Source organism: Herbaspirillum sp. BH-1 (assembly GCF_002870055.1).
GTDB classification, from domain to species: Bacteria; Pseudomonadota; Gammaproteobacteria; order Burkholderiales; family Burkholderiaceae_D; genus Herbaspirillum; species Herbaspirillum frisingense.
Genome location: NZ_PKOI01000043.1, coordinates 1 through 2,435 on the forward strand (window position 1 = coordinate 1; position 2,435 = coordinate 2,435).

Annotated in this window: 2 protein-coding genes; both read left to right on the forward strand. The window is 64.9% G+C overall.

Translation table 11 applies throughout. The features are described from left to right. Nucleotides 1-34: 34 nt before the first annotated feature. Complete coding sequence (gene xseA, locus HBH1_RS24695) at nt 35-1,351, forward strand: exodeoxyribonuclease VII large subunit (RefSeq protein ID WP_102664750.1); 1,317 nt, start codon at nt 35-37, stop codon at nt 1,349-1,351. A gap of 335 nt (nt 1,352-1,686) precedes the next feature. Further along, nucleotides 1,687-2,265 carry a superoxide dismutase [Fe] gene (sodB, locus tag HBH1_RS24700; protein WP_077236539.1) on the forward strand — a complete coding sequence of 193 codons (579 nt, stop codon included), beginning with the start codon at nt 1,687-1,689 and terminating at the stop codon, nt 2,263-2,265. The last annotated feature ends 170 nt before the right edge of the window (nt 2,266-2,435 follow it).

The following is a 2,435-nucleotide window of genomic DNA, read 5'->3' on the forward strand; positions in this document are numbered from 1 at the left end:
GCCCGCAGGCGCTGCCAGCGAGGGCGGACCGCCCATGCTGACGGTCTCCGCGCTGAACCAGGCGGTGGCACGCATGCTGGAGCGCAATTTCCCGCTGATCTGGGTCAAGGGCGAAATCTCCAACTTCACCCGCGCCGCCTCCGGCCATTGGTATTTCAATCTCAAGGATGACGGCGCCCAGGTCCGCGCGGTCATGTTCAAAGGCCGCGCCCAGTACGCCGGCTTCATGCCGCGCGAGGGCGACAAGGTCGAGGTACGCACCCTGGTCACGCTCTACGCGCCACGGGGTGACTACCAGTTGAACGTGGAAGCCATCCGCCGCTCCGGCGTGGGCGACCTCTACGCTGCCTTCGTGCAGCTGAAGGAAAGGCTGGAGCGCGAAGGCCTGTTCGCCCGCGAACGCAAGCGCCCCCTGCCGGGCTTTGCGCGCCGCATCGGCATCGTCACCAGCCCCCAGGCCGCCGCCCTGCGCGATGTGCTGGCCACGCTGCGCCGCCGGGCGCCGCACGTGGAGGTGGTGCTCTATCCCACGCCGGTGCAGGGCGAAGGCGCGGCCCAGCGCATCGCCACCGCCATCCAGACCGCCTCGGCCCGCGCCGAGTGCGACGTGCTGCTGGTCTGCCGGGGCGGAGGCAGCATCGAAGACCTGTGGTCCTTCAATGAAGAGGTGGTGGCCCGCGCCATCGTCGCCGCGCCCATGCCGGTCATTTCCGGCGTCGGCCACGAGACCGATTTCACCATTGCCGACTTCGCCGCCGACCTGCGCGCCCCTACGCCGACCGCCGCCGCCGAGCTGGCCGCCACCGCCCGTGAAGACTGGCTGGCCGAACTGCGCGGCCATGCGGGCGAGCTCACCCGCGCCCTGCGCCGCAGCCTCGCCGACCGCGCCCAGAACATGGACTGGCTGGCACGCCGCCTGGTCAACCCGGGCGCCACCATCGCCCATGAGCGGGTCAAGCTGGCGGCCCTGCAAACCCGCCTATCCCATGCCAACCGCGTGCCATTGACGCGCATGCGCCATCGCCTGCAGCAGGCCGCCACCCACCTGGCGCACCAGATGCCCGACACCACCCACGCCCGGCGTGACCTGGGCGAGCTGGCGCGCCGCCTGCAGGATGCCCAGGCGAGCCGCCAGGCCCAGCAAGGCCAGGCGCTGGCCAGCCTGAATGCGCAGCTGGAACTGCTGAACCCGCAACGCACGCTGGAACGCGGCTACGCCATCGTCAGTGACCGTCAGGGGCGGGTGCTACACGCACCGGCCGAGCTGGCCGCCCGCAGCGAGATCACCATCCGCCTGGCCCAGGGCAGCGCCGAGGTCGGCATTGCCAGCGTGCAGCCACGGCTGGATTGAAGGGAAAAGCGCTACGCTTGACAGCTGTGGCAGACTTTTTTCTCATCAGCTTATAACGCCGGCCGGGGACGGTTCCCGGCCCGTTCGGCCTCGCACGTCCGGCACACAGGTGAAGGATGAGCTGGAACGTCTTTCCACCACTGGCATCTACGGTTTTCCTTGCCTCGCGGACAGGCGCCACGCCAGCAAGAACCATTCGCATTACCCGGCCGGGACGTGAAAGAAGCCGACCGGCAGGGCATTTGATCGAGTGCAAAGAATTGTCTTCCGCTTTAGAATCTCAGGTTCGGAAAAGACCCCTTCGTAGCAAACCAACAAGACTGAAAGGATTCATCATGGCACATACCCTTCCGGCACTGCCTTACGATCTGGACGCGCTGGCGCCCACGATTTCCAAGGAAACCCTGGAATATCACTATGGCAAGCACCATCAGACCTATGTGACCAACCTGAACAACCTGATCCCGGGTACCGAATTCGAAAACCTGTCCCTGGAAGAAATCATCAAGAAGTCTTCCGGTGGCATCTTCAACAACGCCGCCCAGGTGTGGAACCACACCTTCTACTGGAACGGCCTGACCCCGAAGGGTCAAGGCGCTCCGAGCGGCGCGCTGGCTGACGCCATCAATGCCAAGTGGGGCGGCTTCGACGCCTTCAAGGCCGAGTTCACCAAGCAGGGCCTGGCCAACTTCGGTTCCGGCTGGACCTGGCTGGTCAAGAAGGCTGACGGCACCCTGGACATCGTCAACACCACCGGCGCCGGCACCCCGCTGACCACCGACAGCAAGCCGCTGCTGACGGTCGACGTGTGGGAACACGCCTACTACATCGACTACCGCAACGCACGCGCCAAGTATGTCGAGAACTACTGGGGCATCATCAACTGGGACTTCGTGGCCAAGAACTTCGCCTGATCCCGGCTACTGCCTTCCCGGCAAGAAAAAACCACGCGCGAGCTGAACTGCACCCCAAAAGTTGGACATAAATCCAACCTTTGGGGTGTTTTTCATGGCGAAGTACGATGTGAAGTTCAAGCAGGAAGTAGTGCAGAAATATCTGGCGGGAGGCAGTGCCAGAGGGCTTG

Bases quoted from the DNA above. Each gene is read 5' to 3' on its own strand.
- sodB (WP_077236539.1), top strand. From the start codon at position 1,687: ATGGCACATACCCTTCCGGCACTGCCTTACGATCTGGACGCGCTGGCG.
- xseA (WP_102664750.1), top strand. From the start codon at position 35: ATGCTGACGGTCTCCGCGCTGAACCAGGCGGTGGCACGCATGCTGGAG.